The organism is Lentzea xinjiangensis, from assembly GCF_900110955.1.
In the GTDB taxonomy this organism is placed as follows: Bacteria; Actinomycetota; Actinomycetes; order Mycobacteriales; family Pseudonocardiaceae; genus Lentzea; species Lentzea xinjiangensis.
In genome coordinates this window covers 31,245-55,463 of sequence record NZ_FOFR01000021.1, presented here as the reverse complement: position 1 = coordinate 55,463, position 24,219 = coordinate 31,245, and the positions used below count along the sequence as shown (strand labels likewise).

The 24,219-nt window shown below is 70.2% G+C and carries 14 protein-coding genes; 13 read left to right on the top strand and 1 reads right to left on the bottom strand.

Annotated features, from left to right (window positions below; genetic code table 11):
- Positions 1–17: 17 nt before the first annotated feature.
- From BMW88_RS32850 to BMW88_RS32800, 11 genes are all read left to right on the top strand, one after another.
- Positions 18–713 carry a type 1 glutamine amidotransferase domain-containing protein gene (locus BMW88_RS32850; protein WP_089958535.1) on the top strand — a complete coding sequence of 232 codons (696 nt, stop codon included), beginning with the start codon at positions 18–20 and terminating at the stop codon, positions 711–713.
- A 48-nt stretch (positions 714–761) separates the two neighbouring features.
- Positions 762–1,082 (top strand): lyase family protein, encoded by a 321-nt coding sequence (locus BMW88_RS32845; protein ID WP_089958532.1) that lies wholly within the window; start codon positions 762–764, stop codon positions 1,080–1,082.
- 204 nt (positions 1,083–1,286) lie between these two features.
- Positions 1,287–3,194 carry a DUF8189 domain-containing protein gene (locus BMW88_RS32840; protein ID WP_177221533.1) on the top strand — a complete coding sequence of 636 codons (1,908 nt, stop codon included), beginning with the start codon at positions 1,287–1,289 and terminating at the stop codon, positions 3,192–3,194.
- A gap of 184 nt (positions 3,195–3,378) precedes the next feature.
- Positions 3,379–13,131: a LamG-like jellyroll fold domain-containing protein gene (locus tag BMW88_RS32835; RefSeq protein WP_143116382.1), complete on the top strand. Its 9,753-nt coding sequence runs from the start codon at positions 3,379–3,381 to the stop codon at positions 13,129–13,131.
- The gene (locus tag BMW88_RS32830; protein ID WP_177221532.1) at positions 13,128–13,571 is read left to right on the top strand and encodes an SUKH-3 domain-containing protein; all 444 of its coding nucleotides are present in this window, start codon (positions 13,128–13,130) and stop codon (positions 13,569–13,571) included. Before BMW88_RS32835 ends, BMW88_RS32830 begins: the two co-directional genes overlap by 4 nt.
- A 537-nt stretch (positions 13,572–14,108) precedes the next feature.
- On the top strand, positions 14,109–15,623 hold the full coding sequence (locus BMW88_RS32825; RefSeq protein WP_089958734.1) for a sugar ABC transporter ATP-binding protein: 1,515 nt from the start codon (positions 14,109–14,111) through the stop codon (positions 15,621–15,623).
- A complete protein-coding gene (locus BMW88_RS32820; RefSeq protein ID WP_089958519.1) occupies positions 15,620–16,654 on the top strand; it encodes an ABC transporter permease in 1,035 nt (344 codons plus the stop codon). Before BMW88_RS32825 ends, BMW88_RS32820 begins: the two co-directional genes overlap by 4 nt.
- Before the next feature lie 43 nt (positions 16,655–16,697).
- Positions 16,698–17,732, top strand: coding sequence for a substrate-binding domain-containing protein (locus BMW88_RS32815; RefSeq protein WP_089958516.1), 1,035 nt, complete (start codon positions 16,698–16,700; stop codon positions 17,730–17,732).
- 70 nt (positions 17,733–17,802) lie between these two features.
- Positions 17,803–18,939, top strand: coding sequence for a Gfo/Idh/MocA family protein (locus tag BMW88_RS32810; RefSeq protein ID WP_089958514.1), 1,137 nt, complete (start codon positions 17,803–17,805; stop codon positions 18,937–18,939).
- Between the two features lie 14 nt (positions 18,940–18,953).
- Positions 18,954–19,961, top strand: coding sequence for a sugar phosphate isomerase/epimerase family protein (locus tag BMW88_RS32805; RefSeq protein ID WP_089958512.1), 1,008 nt, complete (start codon positions 18,954–18,956; stop codon positions 19,959–19,961).
- Positions 19,962–20,005: 44 nt separating this feature from the next.
- The gene (locus BMW88_RS32800) at positions 20,006–21,241 is read left to right on the top strand and encodes an ROK family transcriptional regulator (protein WP_089958510.1); all 1,236 of its coding nucleotides are present in this window, start codon (positions 20,006–20,008) and stop codon (positions 21,239–21,241) included.
- Between the two features lie 134 nt (positions 21,242–21,375).
- Here the strand turns inward: BMW88_RS32800 and BMW88_RS32795 are convergent, their stop codons facing one another.
- Positions 21,376–21,591 carry a hypothetical protein gene (locus BMW88_RS32795; RefSeq protein ID WP_089958508.1) on the bottom strand — a complete coding sequence of 72 codons (216 nt, stop codon included), beginning with the start codon at positions 21,589–21,591 and terminating at the stop codon, positions 21,376–21,378.
- 308 nt (positions 21,592–21,899) lie between these two features.
- On the opposite strand from BMW88_RS32795, the gene BMW88_RS41310 reads away from it, so the two are divergent.
- Together BMW88_RS41310 and BMW88_RS32785 are read left to right on the top strand one after the other, a co-directional pair.
- The gene (locus BMW88_RS41310) at positions 21,900–22,244 is read left to right on the top strand and encodes a LuxR C-terminal-related transcriptional regulator (RefSeq protein ID WP_143116381.1); all 345 of its coding nucleotides are present in this window, start codon (positions 21,900–21,902) and stop codon (positions 22,242–22,244) included.
- Positions 22,245–22,446: 202 nt separating this feature from the next.
- On the top strand, positions 22,447–24,195 hold the full coding sequence (locus tag BMW88_RS32785; protein WP_089958503.1) for a serine/threonine-protein kinase: 1,749 nt from the start codon (positions 22,447–22,449) through the stop codon (positions 24,193–24,195).
- The last annotated feature ends 24 nt before the right edge of the window (positions 24,196–24,219 follow it).

Genomic DNA, 24,219 nt, shown 5'->3' with positions numbered 1-24,219 from the left:
GGAAGAGGAACCAGCAGATGAGCAAGATCCTGATCGTCATGTCCACCGCCGACGTCTGGGAGCGCACCGACGGCTCGGCCTACCCGACGGGCTACTGGGCGGAGGAGGTCGCCGCACCGCACGAGAAGTTCACCGAGGCCGGCTACACCGTCGACTTCGCCTCGCCCGGCGGTGTCCTCCAGCCGCTCGACGCGCACAGCGCCAACCCGGAGGTCGCGGGGCCGGAGTGCGCCCGGTACGCCGAGCACGCCGAGCGCGCCCTGCGGGAGTTCGGCCCGTTGCTCGAACTCTCCCGGGTGGACGTGGACGACTACGTCGCCATCGTGCTCCCCGGTGGTCATGGTCCCGTCGTGGACCTTTACCGGGACGCCGACCTCGGCAGGCTCCTCGTCGAGGCGGACGCGGCGGGCAAGATCATCGGCGCGATCTGCCACGGACCCGCCGGGCTGCTGTCCGCGGTCGACGCGGAGGGCCGGTGGATCTTCGCGGGCCGCAGGATGGCGGCGTTCACCGACGAGGAGGAGGAGCTGTTCGGCACCGCCGAGAACGCTCCGTGGCTGCTGGGCCGCACCCTGCGGGAGAAGGGCGCGCTGCACTCGGGCGGGCCTGCGTACCAGGCCTGCACCGTCCGCGACGGCAACCTCTTCACCGGCCAGAACCCCGCGTCGAGCGCCCCCATGGCCGACGCGATCGTCGCCGCCCTCGCCAAGTGAGGACACGAGCCGTGAACGGGTCGGGAAGGGCCTGCTGGTCGCCTGCGCGTGCGCGCGGAACTGGCAGCGGAGCTCGGCCTGCGCGACCCGGAGATCACCTGGCACGTCGCCCGCGACGGCCTGGTCGAGATCGTCTGCCTGCTCGCCGCGATCGGCGGATCGGTCGGCAAGATCGGAGCCGACGTGGCGTTGCTGTGCTGCGGCGACCTGGTCACCGAGCTCCGGACGCACCCGGTGGTCGTGGCGAGCCTCGGCGCCGAGCGGATCGACCGGCTCTGCGACCCCGCCGCGTACCTCGGCGGCGCCCGCGCGATGACCACCTCCGTCCTGAGTGGACATCCGTCCCGCGGGACTCCGGCGTCCTCGTAGAGGCTCACGACGTCGCACGAGGTGGCCAAGGGCTGACGAACCACCCGGTCATCACCTGTGACACGGGGCACAGCCCCGCGTGAGCCCTCCGGGAAAACGAGACTTGCCAACCTCGCGTCCGATGGGGATGCTCTACCCGTATCTGTTGATGAGCAAACGCTGCCCATCAACATGAGTTTATGGACCTGGGGGGAGTACTTCCGCATGCGCACGTACAGCCGAAGAGCGCTGGCCGCTCTCACCGCGGTGGCCGCGAGCACGATCGTCCCGATCGGCGCCACCACCGCCCGAGCAGCGGAAACCTTGAGGTGCGACTCGTCGGTGACGATGTTCGCCTCCCTGGCCGACGGCCAGTTCCGCAAGTACCAGCACGACGAACCGGAGAACGGCAGCCGCATGCGCCCCGGCGCCGATGCGATCGGCGGCGGCTGGAACATGCTCTGGTTCACGGGCACCGGCGGCAACGTCTACCAGGTGCTCAGCACGGGCAACCTGCACCGCTTCCACTGGAACGGCACCACGTGGGACCGGTTCCCGCCCAACAACGAGGGCTGGTCGGAGAAGATCGCCGAGGGCTGGGACCCCAACCTCAGCCAGAACAAGGTCACCGTCGACAAGCGCGGTGACTTCTACAAGATCAACGCCAACGGCGACATCACCTGGGAGCGCTACGAGAACGGCGCCTGGGAGAAGCGGATCCTCGAGACCGGGGCGCCCGAGCGGTACGACTCGATCTTCGCGGCGGGCGACGGCGTCTTCTTCGTGCGGGACCCGCAGGCCGACGGGCAGCTCTACCGCTACGAGTACGACTCCGACTCGCAGCGCTGGATCGAGCGCAAGCGGTACGTCAACGGCGGCAACGGCGCCAACTCGAACCGGCAGTACTTCTCGGCCGGCGGCGACATCTTCTACGGCGTGGAGCCGCGCGACGGTCTCGACGGCTTCCTGTGGTGGTACCGCTTCGACAAGGAGACGGGCAGCCTCAAGCCGCGCGTGCTCGTCGACACCGGCATCCCCACCGGCATGAGGTGGTCCGCGATCACCAACACCTGCGAGCTCCTCGGCACCCCGGAGCCGACGCGGCCGGTCGTCCCCCAGCGGCTCAACCAGCCGAGTGTCGCGGTCGAGGTCAACAAGAGGATGTCGTTCTTCTACGTCAACCCCAACGGCGGCCTGACGGTGGCCAAGCAGCGCAACGACGGCGACCGGGAGATCCTGGACTTCACCACGATGCCCGACCACCAGCGCTTCACCGGCTCGCCGGCGGTCGCGGTCAGGCAGGACGGCAGGATCGAGGCGGTCGCGAACTCCTCGGAGGACGCCGAGGTCCGCGGCCACCTGCAGGCGGAAGCCGGAGGCCTGTGGCCGAGCAAGGCGCTGCGCCACGGAGGCTGGATGGCCGGCGACCCCGTGATCGTGGCGGGCGCGAACAACGTCTCGTCGATGTTCTCGATCGACGTGAACGGCGCGCTGTGGAGGCGGACCGGTGCGAGGGCCAACGACGGGTTCATGCCGTGGGTGAAGGTCGGTGGCACCGGCATCCCCAAGCACGACTTCACCGTGGTGCGCCGGGGCGCGGACTTCGAGATCGTCGCGCGGTTCGCGGACGGCGCGGTCAAGGCCGCCAAGATCACGAACGAGCTCGGCGCATGGCGCACGGTGGGTGACGGCGCTGTCGGCAAGCCCGCGGTGGTGTCGCACCTGCGCGACGGTGAGCTGCAGGTCTACGTGCGACGCGCGGACGGCAAGATCTACACCAAGCGTGAGACGGGGACGTCGTTCCCGGCCGCGTGGTCGCCCGTCGGTGACTTCGTCGCGGCCGGTGCGCCGGCGGCCGTGCTGACCGGGCGCGACATCGTCGAGCTCGCGGTCCGCGGTACCGACGACTTCGTCTACCAGACGGGCCAGGTGGCGCCGGGCGAGTCCGGCTACCGCACCTGGAAGATCGAGAAGGGGCCGTACGAGACCCTCGTGGACCCGACTGCCTCGTTGCTGCCCGACGGCTCGTTCACCATCCACTGGCGAACCCCGAACGGCGAGCTGATCGCCCTGTACGGCACCGGCGGCCAGGTCGAGAGCCGGGTCTTCACCGGCGGCGTCGCCAAGCGTTGATCTGACGAGGGGCCTCCCGCCACGGGAGGCCCCTCGTACCCGCACATCCGAATCCTGGGGGACCACCATGCCCAACGGGCGTGTTCGGCGTGCTCGCCTGCCGTTCTTACGGTCGAGAAGAGGACGCACAGCCGCGATAGCAGCACTCGTGGTGCTGATGTTCGGCGGAGTGACAGCACCGACCATGATCCAGCTGTTGCCGCAGTGGATGTCCGCCGCGGCACTTGATCCCAGCCAGCTCGCGCCGGACCAGGTGTGGAACAGCGCGGAAGGCCAGTCGCAGGGCCACGTGCCCGCCGGCCAGGACGTCAACCGCGCCGAGGCCAGGTCCGAGCTCTCCCGGTACCCGCAGCCGCGCTTCCCGGAGGAAGCGCCGAAGCGCAACGCGGTGCGCGAAGTCGAGGCGCCCGGCACCTTCAAGGGCTTCGACGCCGCGAACAGCAAGGAAGACCCGTCCAAACGGGACGAGAACTCGCGGACGTTCGGCAACCCGGACGGCACGCTGACGACCGAGTACTCGCAGTCGCCGACGAACTACCGCAAGCAGGACGGTTCGTGGGCGGAAATCGACACGAAGCTCGTCAAGGACGGCAACGGCTGGCGCAACGCAGCCGACTCGACCGACACGCGCTTCGCGGGCACTGCCTCCGAAAGCCCGTTCGTGTCCATGAAGCTCGCCAACGGCGGCGAGTTCGCGTTCGGCCTGGCGGGGACGAGTGCCGCCCCGGCGCGCGTGAACGGCAGCACGGTCGTCTACCCCGGCGTCGGCAAGAACACCGACCTGCGGCTCGACGTCACCCCAGGCGGTGTCAAGGAGACCCTCGTCCTGTCCGGTGCCGACGCCGAGACCGGTTGGACCTTCCCCCTGCGGCTCGCCGGTCTCCAGGCGAAGGTCGTCGACAACGCGGTCGTGCTGACCGACGGGGCGGGCAACGTCGCGGCGACGATCCCCGCCGGGCACATGGTCGACGCGGCCGGCGCCTACTCCGCCGGCGTCAAGTACGAGCTGGTGCCGCACAACGGCGGCCAGGCGCTGAAGATGACCGCCGACGCTGACTGGATCCGGGACGGTGCGAGGAAGTTCCCGATCGCCGTCGACCCGTCCGTGACCGGTCCCAACGCCAGCCAGGGCATGACGACCTCCGGCGGCACGCGCGTGACCGGAGACCAGCTGACCATCGGCAACGGCTCCGTCATGTACCTGAAGTTCACCGCCAACGGCATGCAGAACCTGGCCAACCACCGGGTCTTCGGCGCACAGCTCTACCTGACGAACTTCGACGCCCCGTCGTGCCGTCCCGAGCCGATCACGGTGCACGAGGTCACCGGCGCGTGGAGCGAGAGCGGTTCCGGACACCCCGCCTCGAACCCCGCCGTGCTCGGCAGCGCGTCGTTCGCCCACGGCCACGTCGCTCTCGGCCAGTCGCAGTCGGCCTGCCCGCAGTCCGGTGAGTCGATCGACCTCGGTGAGGGCGGCCGTGACCTCGTGCAGCGGTGGGTGAAGGGCCAGACCGCGAACAACGGTCTCGCGGTGAAGGCCGTGCGCAGCTGGAAGACGTTCGTCGGTACCAGGGCGAGCGCGAACCAGCCCAAGCTCTTCATCACGCACACCCCGCACGACGCCGCCTACCGCGTCGAACGCGGGATGCCGGAACCTCCCGTGCACCGGCTGCAGGACGGCTTCGTCAAGATCGCGGTCACCAACCGCAGCGGCGCCACGTGGACCAAGGAGGCGGGCTACAAGTTCGCCTACCGCGCGTTCCGGACCGACGGCCGCCTGGTCGCCTCGAACGTCGCCGCCGAGCTGCCCAGAGCGGTGGCACCGGGCGAGACCGCCACGCTGGACGCGAAGATCACCAGGCTGGACCCGGGCGACTACCTGCTCGACTTCAGCATGATGCACGGCAACACCTACTTCACCGACGAGCAGATCCCGCCCGCCCGGTTGTCGTTGACCGTGTTCAACCTGCCGCCGATCGTGAAGGGCCAGTACCCGCCGGCCGGGCACAACGCGCCGACGCTGACGCCGCAGCTGTGGGCGGACGCGGTCGACGTCGACTCGACGCCGGAGGAGCCCCTCAAGTACGAGTTCCGGGTCTGCACCAGCAAAACCGACGGCTCGCCCAACGACACGGCCGACACCTGCAAGACCTCGCCGAGGGTGCAGTCGAAGACGTGGACCGTCCCGAAGGGATGGTTGAAGTGGAGCCAGACCTACCACTGGCGCTCGACCGCGTACGACCCCTCCGGCCAGCCCAGCGAGGCGCTGCCGTTCAGCGCGCTGCTGACGTCGGTGCCGCAGCCCGACATCACCTCGCACCTGGGCGGTGCGCCGTACAGCGCCGGTGACCTGGACTTCGACCCGCAGATCGGCAACTACACGACCGGTGCGGTCGACGCGGCGGTCGTGGTCACCGGACCCGAGCTCTCCATCGCCCGCACCTACAACAGCCTCGACCCGCGTGAGGACGGGCTGTTCGGCGCGGGCTGGTCGACGCGCTTCGACATGCGGGTCGTGCCGGACAACGACGGTTCGGGCAACGTCGTCGTGACGTACCCGGACGGTCAGGCGGTGCGGTTCGGCAAGAACCCGGACAACGGCAGCTTCTCGCCGCCGCCCGGCCGGTTCGCGACGTTCTACCAGGACATGGCGGACCCGGAGCGCCCGTACGTCCTGGTGGACAAGGCGAACAACACCTACCGGTTCCGCCAGACCGACGGCCGCGTGATCAGGAACTTCGACAACGCCGGCCGCAACATCGAGCTCGACTACGACGCGAACGGCCAGCTCAAGCGTGCGATCAGCCGGACCAGCGGCAACCGCACGCTGTACTTCACCTGGACCGGCGGCCACGTCACCGAGGTCAAGACCGACGCGCCGGCCACCGGTGGCACGCCGATCAGGTGGACCTACGAGTACGTCGGCGACCAGCTCAAGAAGGTGTGCGACCCCAACGCCAAGTGCACCCAGTACAACTACGAGCAGGGCTCGCACTACCGGTCCATGGTCATGGACGCCAAGCCCGACTCGTACTGGCGCCTCGGCGAGCCCAGCGGTGAGCACGCGGTCAGCCAGGTGGCCACCAACCTCAACAAGGACTGGGGCGTCCACAACAACACGACCCTCGGCGTGCCGGGGCCGTTGGCGAACAACCCCGACACCGCGGCGTCGTTCAACGGCAGCAACTCCTTCGTCAAGCTGCCCGCCGGAGCGATCAAGAAGAGCCGTGACCTGTCCGTCGAGATGTGGTTCAGGACCACGTCCGGCGGGCCGCTGATCGGCTTCCAGAGCAAGCCGTTCGACGCGACGGACAACTTCAGCGCGCTTCCCGCGCTGTTCGTCGACAAGGACGGCAAGCTGCGCGGCCAGTTCTGGCACGGCAGGTACGACCCGATCACCACCTCCGTCGCGGTGAACGACGGCGAGTGGCACCACGTGGTCCTCACCGGATCGCTGGCGACCCAGTCGATGTACCTCGACGGCGCCAAGGTCGGCTCGACCGAGGGCGAGATCGACGACAGCCTGCTGAACTACGGCCAGATCGGCGCGGCGCGCGTCCTGGTGCCCGAGTTCTGGCCCGGCTGGTGGGCGGGGGAGGGCAAGAAGCACTTCGCCGGTGACATCGACGAGGTCGCGCTCTACCAGCGCCCGCTGGGGCAGGAGACCGTCCGCGGGCACTTCCTCGCCCGTGGTCACTCCGACCAGCTCACCTCGGTGACCATGCCGAGCGGCCGCGTCGCCGCCCGGCTCTCCTACGACGTGGTGAACGACCGGCTGCGGGAGTACACCGACGAGAACGGCGGTGTGTGGAAGCTGGGCGTGCCAGCGGTGTCCGGCACGGAGAAGCAGCAGCCGGACGGCCGCACCGTCCGCAACCTCGTCCGCACCATCGAGGTGACCGATCCCGGCAGACGGCCGCACTTCTTCGACTACGACCCGGTCAAGGGCCGGATCATCCGGTTCGGCGCTCCGCTCGGCACCACCGTCCGGCACGAGGACCGCGCGGACCCGTCCGCCGTGCCCACGACGCCGACGTCGGCGCCGCCGTGCTCGGGCGTCCCGCCACCCAACCCCGACGGCAGCCCCGGCTTCTGCGGTGGTCCCGGCTCGGGCGCACCCGACTGGGCCGGTGGTCCCGCGCAGGGCATCGGGGTGCGCAGCTACGAGTACGACGAGAGCGGCTTCCAGCACAAGATCGCCGACGAGAACGGCCACCAGGTCCAGCTCGTCCACGACGCCCGCGGCAACGTCGTCTCCCGCACTTCCTGCCGTGAGCCGGGCATCTGCGACACCGAGCACTTCACGTACTTCCAGCCCGCCCCGGGCAGCGTCAACGACACCGACCCGCGCATCGACAAGCAGCTCGAGGCGCGTGACGGCCGCTCATCCGGCCCGACGGACAACAGGTACCTGACCAAGTCGGAGTACAACACCCGCGGCGACCTGACCAAGCAGACGATGCCCGACGGCTCGACCGTCGTGCACGGCTACGTCGAGTCGGCGATCGGCGCGGTGCCGCGGCCGGGGCAGACGACGGTCGGCAACGAGCCGATGGGTCTGCTGAAGTCCACAACGGACGGCCGGAACAAGACGACGACCTTCCGCTACCACGACAACGGCGACCTGTTCGAGAAGGTCGAGCCGAACGGCCTGCGGACCCAGTACGCGTACGACAACCTGGGCCGCAAGACCAGCGAGAAGGAGATCTCGGACTCCTACCCGCAAGGGCTGGAGACGAAGTTCGTCCACGACGGGCTCAACCACCCGGTCGAGGTGACCGACGCCGGCGTGAAGAACGCCGTCGACGGCAAGGTCCACACCAAGCACACCAGGACGACCTTCAACGCCGACGGCCAGCCGGAGAAGGTCGAGATCTCGGACCTGACCGGCCAGGACGCCACCCGCACGATCTCCTACACCTACGACGACCGCGGCCGCCAGGACTCGGTCACCGACGGCGAGGGCAACAAGACCTCCTACGGCTACGACAACTTCGGCAACCGCACGTTCGTCGTCGACGCGCTCGGCACCAGGATCGAGTACGCGTACACGGCGCGGAACAAGGTCGCCGAGGTGCGGTTGCGCGGCTGGCACGGCAAGCCCGTGTCCGGCGGCATCGGGCAGTCTGCGGAGGAGAAGGACGCCGGCCGGCTGCTGGTGCTGGAGGCCAACACCTACGACCTCGGCGGCAGGCTGATCCGCAGCGTCGACTCGATGGGCCGGCGGACGATCTACGAGTACACCCCGAACGGCCTCGTGGCCAGGGTGCTCGCGGAGATCCCGGTGCAGGGCGCGCAGCCCCGCAGGGTCCTGCTGGAGGAGAACAAGTACGACGGCGCCGGCCACCTCGTCCGCAAGGTGAGCGCGGGCGGCAAGGTCGAGGAGTTCGTGATCGACGCGGCAGGTCGCGTCGACCAGGCCATCGCCGACCCGGCGGGCCTGAACCGCCGCACCACCTACCGGTACGACGGCAACGGCAACGTCACGCAGACCACGGCCAGTGGCAAGGGTTCCAACACCGGGACGCTGAACCTCGACACGTCGCGGGTGGTCGACTACGCCTACGACGACACCGGCAACCAGGTCAGCGAGACGATGACCTCGGGAACCAAGTCGCTCGTCACGTCGCGCACGTTCGACCAGCGCGGCCTGAAGCTGACCGAGACCGACCCGCGCGGCAACGTGGCCGGGGCCGACAAGGCGGCGTTCACGACGACGTTCCGCTACGACGAGGCGGAGCGCCAGGTCGCGGTCAAGCACCCGGTCACCGCCGTGGAGACCGCGACCGAGGCGGGCGAGACCACCGTCGTCACGCGCGCCCCGGAGAGCTTCGTCGGCTACAACACCTTCGGCGAGGAGGTCCAGGCCAAGGACGAGAACGGCCAGGTCGTCCTCAACTCCTACGACAAGATCGGCCGGCTGACCCGCACGGAGACCCCGGAGTACAGGGCTCCCGGAGCCACCGCGGCGATCCGCGGTGTGATCGAGCGCAAGTACGACGCGGTCGGCAACGCGATCGAGGTCGTCGACCCGCGTGGCGCCGTGACGCGCTACCGGTTCGACCAGCAGGGCCGGATGGTCGAGCAGCAGGACCCGAAGGCCGACGCCCCGACCGAGGTCGGCGGTGTCTGGAAGTACACCTACACGCACAAGGGCGAGCAGCTCTCGGCGACCGACCCGACGGGCGCGCGCACCGAGGCCACGTACGACGAGCTGGGCCGCAAGATCACCGAGTCGGTGCTCGAGCGCAAGCCCGTCTCCGCGGCGTTCACCACCACGTTCGAGTACTTCGACGGCGGTGAGCTCAAGCAGGTGACGTCCCCGGCGCCGGCGAACGACATCACCAAGTTCGCCTACGACGCCCTCGGCCAGCGGACCAGCACGACCGACGCGGCCAACGTCACCACGCAGTACGGCTACGACGGTCTCGGCCGTCAGTCGTGGCAGCGTGACGCGCTGGGCAGGACGAGCTACGTCCGGCACGACGCGTTCGGCCGGATGAACGGCCAGTTCAGCCTCGACGGCACCGGCAACATCCTGCGCAACAGCACATACGCGCATGACGACGCCGGCAACGTCGTGACCGCGACCGATGCGATGAAGCGCTCGGCGACGTACACGTACGACGCTTTGAACCGGATCGTCTCGCAGGTCGAGCCGGTGACGGACACGTCGAGCATCACCACCTCGTTCGGCTACGACGCGGCGGGCCACCGCACGCGGTACACCGACGGCCGCGGCAACAGGTTCCTCACGACCTACAACTCGTGGTCGTTGCCGGAGAAGGTGATCGAGCCCTCGACCGCGGCTCACCCGGCGTTGGCCGACCGCACGTGGACCTCGGTCTACGACGCCTCGGGCAACGCGGTGCGGATGACCGCGCCGGGCAACGTGGTGCGCGAGACCGCGTACGACAGCCTGGGCCGGTTGAAGTCCGAGACCGGTGCGGGCGCGGCGGCGACGTCGACGCGGGAGCGGGTGTACGACCTCGCGGGCCGGTTGAAGGAGATGGACGCGCCCGGCGGGCGCAACGTCTACGACTACGACGACCGCAGCGGTGTGCTGTCCGCCTCGGGCCCGTCCGGCACGTCGTCCTTCGAGTACGACGAGCAGGGTCGCCTGAAGACCCGGACGGACGCCGCGGGCACGGCCCGGTTCTCCTACGCCCACGGCCGCCTGAGCACGATGACCGATCCGCTGACCGGTGTCGGCCAGGTGGTCACGTACAACGAGGCCGGCCAGCTCAAGAAGATCCAGTACGGGTCGGTGCGGTCGCGTGAGATCGACTACGACGCGCTGGGCCGGCAGAAGTCCGACGTCCTGAAGACCGCCGCGGGCGCTGTCGAGTCGTCCGCTTCCTACGAGTACAACAACAACGACGCGTTGACCCGCAAGGTCACGTCGGGTCTCGCCGGTTCCGGTGACCACACCTACACCTACGACTACGCGAACCGCCTGAAGTCGTGGACTGTCGGCGGGGTCACGACCGCGTACTCGTGGGACGGGTCCGGCAACCGCACGCAGAACGGGGCCAAGACCGCTGCCTACGACGAGCGGAACCGGCTGCTGTCGGACGGCGACTACACCTACAGGTACTCACCGCGCGGGACGATGGAGTCCCGCACGTCGTCCGGCATGGAGGAGAAGTTCTCCTTCGACGCGTTCGACCGCCTGATCGCCGTCGGCAAGACCACCTACGCCTACGACGGCGCCGACCGCGTGGTCTCCCGTGGTACCAAGTCGTTCGCCTACGCGGGCTTCGACATCGACCCGGTGTCCGACGGCAACGCCCTGTACGGCCGGGGTGCTTCCGGTGAGCTGCTGTCCATCTCGGAGGGTGGCGTCAAGCGACTCGCCCTGTCGGACAAGCACGGCGACGTGGTGGGCGGCTTCGACCCGACCGCCACCTCGGGCGTGGCGGACTCGGCGGCGTTCGACCCCTTCGGCGTCCGCACGGCCACCACGGGTTCCTCCCGCTCCGTCGGCTACCAGGGTGACTGGACGGACCCGGACACCAAGCAGGTCAACATGGGGGCCCGCTGGTACCAGCCAGGTACCGGCGCGTTCGCCTCGCGCGACTCGGTGTCGGCCTCCTCGGGCCCGTCGGTGCTGTTCAACCGCTACACCTACGGCGCGGGCAGGCCGCTGGACATGGTCGACCCGGACGGCCACTGGCCGGACTGGGGCAAGGTCTGGAACGGCGTCAAGACCGTCGCGAAGGTCGGCCTGGAGGTCGTCAAGGAGGTCTCCGGCTACAACGACGTCGCGAACTTCATCCGCGAACCGAGCTGGGCCAACGCCTTCTGGGCGGTGTCGAACTTCATCCCCGGCGGCAAGCTGCTGAAGGCGGGCAAGTACCTCGTCAAGTACGCGGACGACGTCATCGGCGGTGCCCGCAGGTACGGCGACGACGTCGTCGGCGCAGCCCGCAGGTACGGCGACGACCTGGCCAACGGCGCACGGAGGTACGGCGACGACCTGGCGAGGGCGGGCTCACGCGTAGCCGACTTCGCCAAGACAGCGGCCAAACAGGCGGTCCAGCTCGCCGCGCGCAAGGCGGCGGCCGAAGCCGCGGCCAGAGCCGCCCGGATAGCGGCGATGCAGGCCATCACCAAACGCGCCAAGGCGGCCATCGCCTACGCGGCCAAGCACAACCCGTTGCCGATCCAGAAAGCCGCCCTCACACCGAAGATCGCCGCGAAGGACCTGGTGTCCTCCGCACCGAACCTGCCGGCGCGCAAGGTGGGCGCTCTGGCGGAGAACGTCCAGGACGTCAACAAGACTTGGGACATCATCAAGGCCACGGTGGTGAAGCCGGGCGTGTCGGTCATCCAGACGGTGGCCGAGGAGGCGGTGACCGACTTCGCCGCGAGCCAGGTACCCGGGGTCGGCGATGTGCTGTCGTTGCTGGGCGGGTCGAAGAAGCGGGGCAACGGAAAGGCGAAGGAGGCCGGCGAGCGGAGCCGTGGCGCAGCAGGCGCGAGTTGTCCGGTCCAGCTGGACCTGAACAGCTTCTCGGGTGACACGCCGGTGCTGATGGCCGACGGCTCGCGCAAGCCGATCAAGGACATCGAGCTCGGTGACGAGGTCGTCGCGACCGACCCCACAACCGGGGAACGCGCGGTCAAGAAGGTCAGCGACGTCCGCTCGTACCGCACCGACCACGAGGTGTACGAGGTCCAGGTCGCGAGCAGCTCCGGCGTCGGCAAGATCGTCGCGACGGACGAGCACCCGTTCTGGGTCGCGAACAAGGGACGCTGGGTCGAGACCGAGGAGCTCGAGCCCGGTTACACGTTCACGACAGGGGACAACCGTCCGGCGACTGTTCTCGGGAAGCGGACGTTCACCGGGTCGAGGCTCGTCTACAACCTGACGGTCGACGCCATCCACACGTACTTCGTGGGGGCGACCGGTGACAGGGGCGCCACCGCTGACGTACTTGTTCACAACACCCAGGCGCAACCGCCGTCGACCTGCCCGAACAACTCCTACGCGGCTGGGTTGGACGTCGACGTGGTGACCGCTGCCAGGGGACAGGCCATGGCGTTCGGCGTACCCGGTGCTTACTCGAGCAAGACGCGTCCCGGCGCATCCGAGGCGATCCGCCTCACCAACGGGAATGTATACATGAACGGGAGCAGCAAGACTCCCATTTACGTGCATCCCGCCGTCCAGACGGTCCTTGACGCCGTGGCGAGGGCCGGCGAGCCGTCGCGCAACCATGGACGATGTGGTCTGATCGCATGCCTGTCGGATGCGATTTACCGTGAAGGGGTGAGCGCGGTGCAGGGCGCCGAAGTCGCTGCCTTCATTGGTAGAACGCAGACTCATCCCTCTTACCTGAACGAGATGGATCCCTGTAAACCAAGCTGTCACGCAGTGGTTCAACATTTCGGCCTGAACTTCCGTACGAGGGATCCGAGGGGACCTCAGTGAGTGAGTGGTCAAAGGATGTTCTGCTCGAGTTGGAGAGGGCAGGCTGGACGCCGGAGCGCCGGGTTGACACGTCGAAATGGCGGCGCGAGTTCGAATCGAGAGGGGTGCCAATGCCCCCGGCGGCAGATGAGTTCTTGTCCCGGTTCGGTGGTCTCTCGTTCGAGTGGCGGGAGATCGGGGTATACACCCATCGGGTCGACGTCGACCTGAATCCGGAGTTGTGTGTCGGCCAGGAAGACGGGTTCATAGAGTGGAGTCAGGAACTCGGAAAGGCGATGTTTCCGCTGGGGGAGATCGACCGTGGCAGGCATATGCTCGCGATCGATGAGGACGGCATGCTCTACGACCTCATTGACGGGATCGCGGTCTACGGGCCCGGTGTCGAAGGACTGAACGCACTGCTGTCAGGGGTTCTCCCAGAGCGCCTGCCGTTCGAATGACAGCGTTATCGGCGGCCGTCGAGATGCTCTAGCGCCGATGGGACAGCCATCCTCGAAAGTGAGGATGGCTGTCCCATCGGTCATCAGCACAAGTTGATGATGCGGGTGAGTGTTGCTTGGACCCGTGCTTGCCGGCGAGTGAGGCGTGCGCGGTGGAGTTCCTCCCGGCACCGGCCGCGAGCCGTTGCACGAACGCATTCTCCCGGTCGAGCCTCCGCCGGATGCTCAAGATGTGGCGAGGCAGTGCCTGTAGACGCACCAAAGTACCGCGAGACGACCCCGCAAGATCAAGACGTCGGCCCGTCACCACCGAGTAGCAGCCTGTCGCGAGCAAGCCCACACCCCCGCCGGTCAAGGAAAAAGATGGCCGATATGTGCCACCCCGGCCACCTTGCCCGCCCGCGACCAGCTCATTAGCTTCACTCTCCGTAAGGCCGAATTTCGTTCTGGCACAACGGTTGCCGGAGGCCCGGAGGACTCAATGACGAGCTCTGCGCGTTCTCGCGCGCTTGGTCGGCCGTGGACGGGAGCGACCCGATGACGGCCCCGGCCGCGGCACTGCTGTCGGTCAGCGGGCTGGTGAAGCGCTTTCCCGGGGTGCTGGCCCTGCAGGGCGTGGACTTCGACGTCCGCGCCGGTGAGGTGCACTGCCTGCTGGGGCAGAACGGTGCCGGCAAGTCGACGCTGATCAAGGTGCTGTCCGGCGCGCACCGGCCCGACGAGGGCGAGATCCGCTGGCGGGGCGAGGTCGTGTCGTTCGGCAACCCGACCGCCGCGATGCGCAGCGGGGTGGCCGCCATCTACCAGGAGCTGGACCTCGTGGCGGGGTTGTCGGTGGCCGACAACGTCTTCCTCGGCCACGAGCTGTCCACGGCGGGCTTCAGCCGGCGGGCGGAGGCGCGGCGCAGGACGCGTGCGCTGCTCGACCGGCTCGGGCACCCGGACATCTCGCCCGATCGCGACGTCGGCCGGTTGTCCGTGGCCCACCAGCAGGTCGTCAGCATGGCGCGGGCGCTGTCGCTGGACGGGCAGCTGCTGATCATGGACGAGCCGTCGGCCGTGCTCGACCCGGACGAGGTGCGGGTCCTGTTCGGTGTCATCCGGGAGCTGACCGCCCAGGGTGTCGCCGTGGTCTACATCTCGCACCGCCTGGCGGAGATCAGGGAGATCGGTGACCGGGTGACCGTGCTCAAGGACGGGCGCACCGTCGCGACGGGACTGCCCGCACGCGAGGTGAAGACCTCGGAGCTGATCGCGTTGATGACCGGGCGCGTGCTGGACAACGTGTTCCCCGACCGCAAACCGGTCGACCCGGCCGCGCCGGAGGTGCTCGTGGTGCGCGGGCTGGCCGACGGCGACCGCTTCCGCGGGGTGGACCTCACGGTCCGCGCCGGCGAGGTGGTCGGGCTCGCGGGACTGGTCGGGTCGGGCCGCTCGGAGATCCTGGAGACCATCTACGGCGCGCGGAAGGCGGCCGAGGGCACCGTCGCGGTCGATGGCAGGCCGTTGCGGCGGGGGAGCGTCGGCGCGGCCGTGCGCGCGGGTATGGGGTTGTGCCCGGAGGAGCGCAAGAGCCAGGGACTGCTGCTGGACCAGGCCGTGTACCGCAACATCACCGTCTCGTCGCTGTCGTCGTTCGCCCGGTTCGGGTTCCTGGACGACCGCGCCGAACGTGCCCGCTCGGCGCGGCTCACCGAGTCGCTGGACGTCCGGCCCGCCGGTGTCGAGCGCGTGGTGCGCGGGCTGTCCGGCGGCAACCAGCAGAAGGTCGTGCTCGCGCGGTGGCTGCTGCGGGAGTGCCGGGTGCTGCTGCTCGACGAACCGACCCGCGGCGTGGACGTGGGCGCGCGCAGCGAGATCTACGAGCTCGTCCGCGCGCTGGCGGACTCCGGCGTGGCCGTGGTCGTCGTGTCCAGTGACGTCGAGGAGGTCCTGGGCCTGGCCGACCGGGTCCTGGTGGTGCGCGAGGGCCGGGTCGTCCACGACGGTCCGGCCGACGAGATCGACGAGTCCCGGGTCCTCGACCTGGTCATGGAAGGACACGCCGCATGAGCGAGGACACGGCCGCCGTGGCCGCGCAGCAGCAGAGAGCTCCGGTCGCGAAGGACTCCGGGAGCGGCCTCTCGGGTCTGCTCGGCTCCCCGGCGGGACGCAACACCGGTCTCGTGGTCGCACTGGTCCTGTTGTGCGTGGGCGGTGTGGTCACCGCGGGCGACCGGTTCGCCGACGTCGACAACCTGCTCACCATCCTGCGGCTCGCGGCGGTGATCGGCGTCGTGAGCGTCGGCATGACGTTCGTGATCACCGGCGGCGGCATCGACCTGTCGGTGGGCGCGATCGTCGCGCTGGCCTCGGTGTGGGCGACGACCCTCGCCACGCAGGGGATCGCCAACGACACGCACTGGATCGTCATCGTCTTCACCGCACTGCTCGTGGGCGGGGCGTGCGGACTGGTCAACGGCGTGCTCATCGCCTACGGCCGGGTCGTGGCGTTCATCGCGACCCTGGCGAGCCTGGCCGCCGCCCGCGGTCTCGCCGAGATCATCTCCAACCGCAAGACGCAGATCGTGAACGTGCCGGGCTTCGCCGCGTTCTTCGACGCATCGGTGCTGGGGGTACCGGTGCTCGTGGTGATCTTCGCGGTGGTCGCGGCCGTCGGGTGGGTGCTGCTCAACCGGACGACCTTCGGCCGGCGCACGTTCGCCGTCGGCGGCAACCCGGAGGCGGCCCGGCTGGCGGGCATCGACGTGCGGCGGCACACCGTCTGGCTCTACACCCTGCTGGGCCTGTGCTGCGGGCTGGCCGCCGTCATGCTCATCGCCCGCACCACGACCGGCAGCGCGACCCACGGCGGGCTGTACGAGCTCGACGCCATCGCCGCGGTCGTGATCGGCGGAACGCTGCTGACCGGCGGCCGCGGCACGATCGCGGGCACCGTCTTCGGCGTCCTGATCTTCACCACGCTGTCGAACGTCTTCACCCTCAACAACCTCTCCATCTCCGCCCAGGCCGTCGCGAAGGGCGCGATCATCGTGGTCGCGGTCCTCCTCCAGCAGCGGCTGGCCCGACGCAGCGGCGCTTGACGCCGCACCTCACGACCGCTGCCACCCGAGGAGACAAGAAGCCATGCCACACAAGAGAACCACCCTGCTCGTCACCGCGCTGACACTCGGTGTCGCGCTCACCGCGTGCACCGGCAACACCCCCGAGAACAACCAGGGCGGCGGCACCCAGGACGGTGTGAAGGTCGCCAACGACGAGCCCGGCAAGAAGGTCGTCATCGGCTTCTCCGCACCCGCCGCCGACCACGGCTGGATGGCGGCGATCAGCAACGCCGCCAAGGCGGAGGCGGGCAAGTACTCCGATGTGGAGCTGCGCGTCGTCGAGGGCACCAACGACGTCAACCTCCAGATCAGCCAGGTGGAGACGTTCATCAACGACAAGGTGGACGCGATCGTGCTGCTGCCGTTCGACGGCGCGGCGCTCACCCCGGTCGCGCTCAAGGCCATGAAGGCCGGCATCACCGTGATCAACGTCGACCGCCAGTTCGACAGCCCGTTCGCCGCGCGGTCCACGGTGCTGGGCGACAACTACGGCATGGGCGTGTCCGCGGGCACCTACGTCTGCGAGCGGCTGAAGGGCAAGGCGGGCGCCGTGGTCGCGGAGATCGCCGGCATCGACTCGCTGCCGCTGACCCAGGACCGCAGCAAGGGCTTCGCCCAGGCGCTCGCGGGCTGCGGGCTGAAGGTGAACAACCGCGTCGCGGCCGAGTTCACCGTGGAGAGCGGCGAGCGGGCCGCCGCGAACCTGCTCCAGGCAGCACCCCGCATCGACGCCGTCTGGAACCACGACGACGACCAGGGCGTCGGTGTCGCCGCCGCCGTCAAGAACTCCGGCCGCAGCGAGTTCTTCATGGTCGGCGGCGCGGGATCGGCCAACGTGATGCGGGAGATCAAGGCGGACAACGGTCCGCACAAGGCGACCGTCATCTACCCGTCCACGCAGGGCGCCGACGGCGTCCGGCTCGCGCGGCTCGCCGTGCAGGGCAAGGCGCTCGGCGACCTCGTCGAGGTGGAGGTCCCCCGCCAGGTGCAGCTCTACGCCCCGGTCGTGACGAAGGACAACGTCGACCGCTACCTGCCGACCGCCTTCGAGTCCTGAGAAACCGAGAGGACCGCACGCCGTGACGACATCTCCGACTTCCGGGGCGACGCCGCCACTCGGCATCGCCATGATCGGCCACGCCTTCATGGGAGCCGCGCACTCCCAGGCGTGGCGGGTCGCGCCGCACTTCTTCGACCTGCCGCTGCGGCCGGTGATGTCCGTGCTGGCCGGTCGCGACTCCGACCGGGCCCAGGCGGCCGCCGACCGCCTCGGCTGGACGGAGGCCGTGACCGACTGGAAGTCCGTGCTCGACCGCGACGACGTGCACGTGGTGGACATCTGCACGCCGGGTGACACGCACGCCGAGATCGCGATCGCCGCCCTGGCCGCGGGCAAGCACGTGCTGTGCGAGAAGCCGATGGCGAACACCGTCGGCGAAGCGGTCGCCATGGCCGAAGCCGCCGAACGCGCCGCACAGCGCGGTGTGCGCGCGATGGTGGGCTTCACCTACCGGCGGGTGCCCGCGCTGGGCCTGGCCCGCGACCTGGTCGCGCAGGGCAGGCTCGGGCGGATCCACCACGTCCGCGCCCAGTACCTCCAGGACTGGATCGTGGACCCCGCCGCGCCGCTGTCCTGGCGGCTCGACAAGGACAAGGCGGGCTCGGGCGCGCTGGGCGACATCGGCGCCCACATCGTCGACGCCACCCAGTTCATCCTCGGCGACACGATCACCGAGGTGATGGGCACACTGGTCACGTTCGTGCCGGAGCGTCCGCTGGCGACGAGCCACTCGGGGCTGTCCGGCACGGCCTCCGACGAGACCGGGCCGGTCACCGTGGACGACGCCGCGCTGTTCCTGGCGCGGTTCGCGAGCGGCGCGCTCGGCTCGTTCGAGGCCACGCGCTTCGCCAACGGCCGCAAGAACGCGCTGCGCATCGAGGTCAACGGCGCGAAGGGCAGCCTCGCGTTCGACTTCGAGGACATGAACGTGCTGCAGTTCTTCGACGGCACCGAGGACTCGTCCACCGCGGGGTTCCGGCGGATCGTGGTCACCGAACCCGAGCACCCGTACGTGGCCGCCTGGTGGCCGGCCGGGCACGGGCTCGGCTACGAGCACGCGTTCACGCACCAGGTCGTCGACCTGGTGCGGGCGATCGCCGAGGGCACGGACCCGGCGCCGACGTTCGCCGAGGGACTGCGGGTGCAGCGCGTCCTCGCGGCCGTCGAGGCGAGCGCGGAGTCCGGCACGTGGCACCAGGTCTGAGGAGGGAATCGGAGATGGCACGTCCGATCACGTTGTTCACCGGCCAGTGGGCCGACCTGCCGTTCGAGGAGGTCTGCCGGCTCGCCTCCGGCTGGGGCTACGACGGCCTGGAGATCGCCTGCTGGGGCGACCACCTCGACCCGTGGCGGGCCGCGGAGGACGACGACTACGTCGCGGACCGGCTCGCGGTCCTCGCCGAGCACGGCCTGGAGGTGTGGGCGATCTCCAACCACCTCACCGGCCAGGCCGTCTGCGACGACCCGATCGACGAGCGCCACCGGGGCATCCTGTCCGCCCGCAACTGGGGCGACGGCGATCCCGAGGGCGTGCGGCAGCGGGCCGCCGAGGAGATGAAGATGACCGCGCGGGCCGCGGCGAAGCTCGGCGTCGACACCGTCGTGGGCTTCACCGGCTCGTCGATCTGGAAGACCGTCGCGATGTTCCCGCCGGCGCCCCAGTCGATGATCGACGCCGGCTACCGGGACTTCGCCGACCGCTGGAACCCGATCCTCGACGTGTTCGACGAGGTCGGCGTCCGGTTCGCGCACGAGGTGCACCCGTCGGAGATCGCCTACGACTACTGGACCACCGTGCACGCGCTGGAGGCCATCGGGCACCGGCCGGCGTTCGGCCTGAACTGGGACCCGTCGCACTTCGTCTGGCAGGACCTCGACCCGGTCGGGTTCCTGTGGGACTTCCGCGACCGGATCTACCACGTCGACTGCAAGGACGCCCGCCGTCAGGTCGGCAACGGGCGCAACGGCCGGATGGGCTCGCACCTGCCGTGGGCGGACCCGCGGCGCGGCTGGGACTTCGTCTCCACCGGGCGCGGCGACGTGCCGTGGGAGCAGTCGTTCCGGATGCTCAACACCATCGGCTACACCGGGCCGATCAGCGTCGAGTGGGAGGACGCGGGGATGGACCGGCTCGTCGGCGCGCCCGAGGCGCTCGAGTTCATCCGCCGCAACGCCTTCGACCCGCCATCGGCCTCGTTCGACGCCGCTTTCAGCTCGGGCGGCTGACCCGGCCGCGCTCCGCCTCGTGGTTCCGATGTGACAATTGTTCGATGGAGAGCACCTTGGGTGTCGAGGCGGGATCGCCGGCCGCAGTGCTGCGCATGCTGATGGACGGCAGCCCGCGCACCCGAGCGGAGATCGTGGCCGCGACCGGTCTCGCCCGCTCCACGGTGCGCGCCAGGCTGGACCTGCTCGTGGCCGCGGGGCTGGTGAGCGACAGCGGCACGGGGGAGTCGACCGGCGGGCGTCCCGCCGGCCGGTTCGGGTTCAACCCCACCGCCCAGCTCGTGCTGGCCGCCGAGGTCGGCGCCACCCACGCCACGGTCGCCGTGTCGGACCTGGCGTGCCGGTTGCTCGCCGTCGACCAGGTGGACCTCGACGTCGCGGACGGGCCGCGGGCGATCCTGCCGCTGCTGGTCACCACCTGGCGTTCGATGCTGTCGCGGGTGGACGCGGCGGAGATCGCCGGCGTGGGCATCGGGCTGCCGGGGCCGGTCGAGCACTCCACCGGCCGGCCGAACAACCCGCCGATCATGCCGGGCTGGGACGGGTTCGACGTGCCCGCGGCGATCACGGCGGAGTTCGGCGTGCCGGTGCTCGTCGACAACGAGGTCAATCTGATGGCGCTGGGCGAGCACACCGCCTCGCACCCGGACGTGCGGCACATGATCGTGGTCAAGGCGGCGACCGGCATCGGCGCCGGCCTGATCAGCAACGGCGTGCTGCACCGCGGCGCGGCGGGCGCGGCGGGCGACCTCGGGCACATCAGGGTGCCGCACGGCGCCGAGGTGCTGTGCCGGTGCGGCAACACCGAGTGCCTGGAAGCGGTCGCCGCCGGTCCCGCGCTGGCCGCGAAGCTGCGTGAGCTCGGCCATCCCGCGCACTCGACGGCCGACGTGGTGAACCTGGTCCGCGCGGGCAACCTGGAGGCCGGTCGGGTCGTGCGGCAGGCCGGCAGGGACATCGGTGAGGTGCTCGCCGGGTGCGTGAGCATGTTCAACCCCTCGCTCGTGGTCATCGGCGGGCTGCTGGCGGAGGCGGGCGAGATGCTGCTGGCGGGCGTGCGCGAGTCCATCTACCGGCGCTCGCTGCCGCTGGCCACGGAGAACCTGCGGATCGTCGCGTCGAGCGCCGGCGTGACGGCGGGGGCGCTGGGCGCGGCGGCGATGGTGGTGCGGCACGTGCTGTCGCCGGAGGTGCTGGACGCGCGGCTCGGTGAGGTCGCCGCCGCCGGGTCCGCGGGCTCCGCCGCCGAGGTGCGGCTGTCCTCTCACGCCACCCGATGACCGGGCCCTGAGTCCGGGCTGGTGGCGAGGACGGGCTGCCGCGGCGCGGGCTCACAGGGGTGGGTGCAGGTGCGGATCGCTGCGAGGTCGGATTGCCGCGGGGGCGGGTGGCAACGGATCACCGTGGCGCCGGATCACCGTGGCGCCGGCTGCCTGGCACGGACCAGCCGAACTCCCGGCAGCCCCGGCACCGCCAGCGCGACGAACACGTAAGCGTTGCCCGCCAACGACTCCGGCGGTGTCCACAGCCGTTCTTGCCCCTCGCCGCCCGGCACCGGCGCGAACACCCACCCGGCGCACAGCGCCACCAGTGCCGCGGCGAGGCCGAACCGCCACTGGGTGAGCAGCACCAGAACCGCGGGGGTGGCCGTGCGCCGGGCAAGCCCGACGACGCGGCGCTGCGGCGCCTCACTCCGCGGATCATGGCCTGCTCGTCGACCACCGACGCCCTGATCGTCACGCGGTGTCCTCCCCACCTGAGCGGGGAGGTAATGGCGATGATCGATCTGAAGACGGACTCAATTTGACGACGAAGCGCCGACTTTTGATTGACAGTCGCCAATAGTCCTGCCTACCGTCGCCTCATGTCTGTGACCCGAGTTACACCGGCGGTGGTCGTACACCCCGCTGGGTGGACGCGCCCTCGTAGGGGAAGCCGATGAGCGCCCCTGTCACGTCACGTGCCGGTCGGCGTGCGGGAGACCTGACCGCCGTCGTGGTGCCGCATCCCCGAGGTGATCGCCTCGGCGACGAAGCTGATCACCCCGCCGCCGCGAGCCGGGAGCCCACGGAGGCCACCCAGCACCTGCTGCGGCTCATGCGCACCGGCGCCACCGACCGCGCCATCGCCCGTGAGCTGGACGTCAGCCTGCGCACCCTGCACCGGCGGATCGCGCGCCTGCAGTCGATGCTCGGCGTGCAGTCGCGGTTCCAGCTCGGTGTGCTCGCCGCCGAGCTGGAGTGGCTCGCGATGACGCCGCCGTCACGCGCGGCAGGGGAGTGACCGGCCGCCCCGAGGCGGGAACCTGACCGTCGTTCCTCAACCACCGCCGGGCCCTGTCACCTGGGTGCGGCACCGCGTCCTCCGCGAACCTGCCGATCTGCGGATTTGTAGGCTGCTGCCACCGGCGGGGGACAGCCGGGGGAACCCGCGGCGGTCGGCGCGCGTCGACTCGGACGGACAAGGCGCTCGGGACACGAGGACGATGACGGAAGAGACGTTCGGGCCGTACCGGATCGAGCAGTTGCTCGGCCGCGGTGGGATGGGCGAGGTGCACCGGGCCTACGACACGGCGCACGACCGGTTCGTGGCGCTCAAGAGGCTGTCGCCCGGCTACCACGACGACGAGGAGTACCGCGCCCGCTTCAGCCGGGAGGCGCGGATCGTCGCACGGCTGCGCGAGCCGCACGTCATCCCCATCCACGCCTACGGCGAGATCGACGGCCGGCTCTACCTGGACATGCGGCTCGTGGAGGGCTCCGACCTGTCGGACGTCATCGGGGAGGCCACCATCGAGCCGGCGCGGGCCGTGCGCATCGTCGAGCAGGTGGCGAGCGCCCTGGACGCCGCGCACGCCGACGGGCTCGTGCACCGCGACGTGAAGCCGTCGAACATCCTCATGACCTCCGGCGACTTCGTGTACCTGGTGGACTTCGGCATCGCCCGCAGCGTCTCGCCGTCCGTGACGGGCCTGACGGCGTCCGGCTCGGTGGTCGGCACGCTCGACTACATGGCGCCCGAGCGCTTCGAGAGCGGGCCGGTGGACGGCCGCGCGGACGTGTACGCCCTGGCCTGCGTGCTGTTCGCGTGCCTGTCGGGCCGGCGCCCGTTCACCGCGGACGGCACCGCCGCCCAGATCTGGGCGCACCTGAACGAGGCGCCGCCCAAGGCGTCCCCGCTGAACCCCGCGGTCCCGGTGGCGCTGGACGACGTCATCGCGAAGGGCATGGCGAAGAACCCCGCCGACCGCTACGCCACCGCGGGCGCGTTCGCACGGGCGGCGGCCCGGGCCCTGACCGCACCCGCCCGCGCGATCCCGCCGGGCGGGCCGCTCCCGCCCGGTCCGTCCCCGCTGGCGAGCCCTCCCGGTGGCATGCCGCGGCTCACCGCCTCTGGACCACAGGGGCGGCCGCAACTCCCCGCGCCGATGGCTCCCGGGGCCCAGTACGGCCCACCGACCCCGCCCGCCTTCCCGCGCGTCCCGACCGGTCCCGCTCCCGCCCGGCCCAGCCAGCCCGTGCACCCGCAGGCGCACCCGCCCACCCGGTCCGGCGCCGCGTCACGGGCCGCCCTCGTCGGCGGCGTCCTCGCGGTCGTGGTGGGGATCGTCGTGACGGTGCTGATCGTCACGAACGGCGACAGGTCGTTCGGCCGGGGCACGTCGAGCGTCACGCCGACCAGCACCACGACGAGCACGGCCGGCCCCACGAGCCGCAGCACCACGACCGCGGCCAAGACCACAGCGACGACCAAGTCACCGCAGGTCGACGCGCTGCTGGCCGCCCTGCCGACCGCCTACCGGACCTCCAACTCGTGCCTGCCCGCCGCCTCGGACAACGGCGCGGTCGCCACCGTCCGCTGCGCCAACGCGAACGCCCCCAACGACCCCAGGTTCCCCCCGCCGACGGTGGCCGAGTTCCGGTTGTTCGGCGACCGCGCCACCCAGGACGCCTACTTCCAGACGCTCGTGACCAGCCGGGGCATCCCGCGGATCGACGAGCGCGGGGGGTGCCGGCCCAAGTCCGACCCCATCCACTACGCGCTCTACTACCGCTCCACCGCCGGCGCGCGGCCCGGCGAGTTCGTCACGTGCTTCCTCGACAACGGCAGCGCCGAGGTCTGGTGGGTCGACACCGGCGCTCTCACCATCGGCGCGCTGAAGACACCGGGTGACATCAACACCCTGGACAAGCTCGACCTGTGGTGGAACATGAGGATCCTGTCGGTGCCCTAGCGACCGGACAACGGGGCCCGGCAC

Coding starts and splice junctions, on each gene's coding strand:
- BMW88_RS32820 (WP_089958519.1), top strand. CDS start 15,620: ATGAGCGAGGACACGGCCGCCGTGGCCGCGCAGCAGCAGAGAGCTCCG.
- BMW88_RS32785 (WP_089958503.1), top strand. CDS start 22,447: ATGACGGAAGAGACGTTCGGGCCGTACCGGATCGAGCAGTTGCTCGGC.
- BMW88_RS32825 (WP_089958734.1), top strand. CDS start 14,109: ATGACGGCCCCGGCCGCGGCACTGCTGTCGGTCAGCGGGCTGGTGAAG.
- BMW88_RS32815 (WP_089958516.1), top strand. CDS start 16,698: ATGCCACACAAGAGAACCACCCTGCTCGTCACCGCGCTGACACTCGGT.
- BMW88_RS32835 (WP_143116382.1), top strand. CDS start 3,379: ATGATCCAGCTGTTGCCGCAGTGGATGTCCGCCGCGGCACTTGATCCC.
- BMW88_RS32805 (WP_089958512.1), top strand. CDS start 18,954: ATGGCACGTCCGATCACGTTGTTCACCGGCCAGTGGGCCGACCTGCCG.
- BMW88_RS32840 (WP_177221533.1), top strand. CDS start 1,287: ATGCGCACGTACAGCCGAAGAGCGCTGGCCGCTCTCACCGCGGTGGCC.
- BMW88_RS32850 (WP_089958535.1), top strand. CDS start 18: ATGAGCAAGATCCTGATCGTCATGTCCACCGCCGACGTCTGGGAGCGC.
- BMW88_RS32810 (WP_089958514.1), top strand. CDS start 17,803: ATGATCGGCCACGCCTTCATGGGAGCCGCGCACTCCCAGGCGTGGCGG.
- BMW88_RS41310 (WP_143116381.1), top strand. CDS start 21,900: ATGAGCGCCCCTGTCACGTCACGTGCCGGTCGGCGTGCGGGAGACCTG.
- BMW88_RS32800 (WP_089958510.1), top strand. CDS start 20,006: ATGGAGAGCACCTTGGGTGTCGAGGCGGGATCGCCGGCCGCAGTGCTG.